The organism is Zooshikella harenae, from assembly GCF_018837975.1.
GTDB lineage: Bacteria > Pseudomonadota > Gammaproteobacteria > Pseudomonadales > Zooshikellaceae > Zooshikella > Zooshikella harenae.
The window spans coordinates 1-964 of the sequence record NZ_JAGSOY010000283.1 but is presented as its reverse complement, the minus strand read 5'-3'; the positions used below and the strand labels follow the sequence as shown (position 1 = coordinate 964).

The 964-nt window shown below is 34.5% G+C and carries 3 protein-coding genes; all 3 read left to right on the top strand.

Annotation, left to right across the window (positions count from 1 at the left end; translation table 11 throughout):
• On the top strand, positions 1–201 hold a 201-nt coding region (locus KCG35_RS25655), incomplete at its 5' end, for a hypothetical protein (RefSeq protein WP_215822697.1).
• A gap of 18 nt (positions 202–219) precedes the next feature.
• Entirely contained in the window at positions 220–525 is a 306-nt protein-coding gene (locus tag KCG35_RS25650; RefSeq protein ID WP_215822695.1) for a hypothetical protein, read from the top strand.
• 174 nt (positions 526–699) lie between these two features.
• Positions 700–918 (top strand): DUF7336 domain-containing protein, encoded by a 219-nt coding sequence (locus KCG35_RS25645; protein WP_215822693.1) that lies wholly within the window; start codon positions 700–702, stop codon positions 916–918.
• Positions 919–964 lie beyond the last annotated feature (46 nt).

Genomic DNA, 964 nt, shown 5'->3' with positions numbered 1-964 from the left:
CTTTGCGACAGAACCCTAGGAAGCGCTTCAGGATATGTGGCCGGCCAATTCTTTTGCGAAGAAGAAGATGATGAAAACTGTGAAGCGCTTTATCAAAGTATCTTGCGAACTTGTGCTGGTTTAACTGGAAGAAAGAAATTTAGGTGTTTTGAAGCTGCCAGGATTTCCAGAGATCAATGTTACCAAGAAAGAAACAAATGATCTAAGAGGTGATAAATAGTGAAGTATGTGGCAGAGAGAAAATTACTTTTTTCAGAAAAAGGCGGTCAATGTACCAAAGAGTTAGTAATAAAAATAAGTGAGCCATTTGTTGTAAATCAAAACGACGTAAAATTTCCTACTGATGGGGTTACATCAGGCTGCCATGTTGAAATTGAAGGGTTAGATGAATCAGGGTTCAACTTGTATGGAATGGACTCCCTTCAGGCCATAAATTTAGCTTCAAATGTGGAGCCTTTGCTAGAAAGATTAAGTAATAAATATGATTTTTTTTGGTTAACTGGTGAGCCCTATTTCGATGAATAAGTTTGTTAACGGACTTCCAGACTAAACCTATAAGGTTGCACAATGAGTTAAATTAGTGTTGCTAACAGGTATGTAATTTGAAAGCTGTAAAGTTGTTCAGGTATGAAGAATAAAGGGTCTTAAAAATGGGGTAATCTAGTTTTTCAAAACCCTTAATACTAAGGCTTTTTTTAGATGAATACTGTTTACATATTACACCATGTACATGAAATTTCGGAAAATACTGAGGATATTAAATTAATTGGAGTTTATTCCTCGAAGTTTAAAGCTCAAATTTCAATTAGTAAGTTACAGTTACTAGAAGGGTTTAAAGAGTGCCCTGATGGGTTTGAAATAAGTGAATATCATATAGATCAAGATTATTGGTCTGAAGGGTATTCAATCATTGAATAATATGAAGTTATTATTGTGCTTTAAAGCCTACATATGTAGGCTTTTC

What these genes read in the sequence shown, in the direction of transcription:
- KCG35_RS25645 (WP_215822693.1), top strand. Translation starts at nt 700, where the DNA reads ATGAATACTGTTTACATATTACACCATGTACATGAAATTTCGGAAAAT.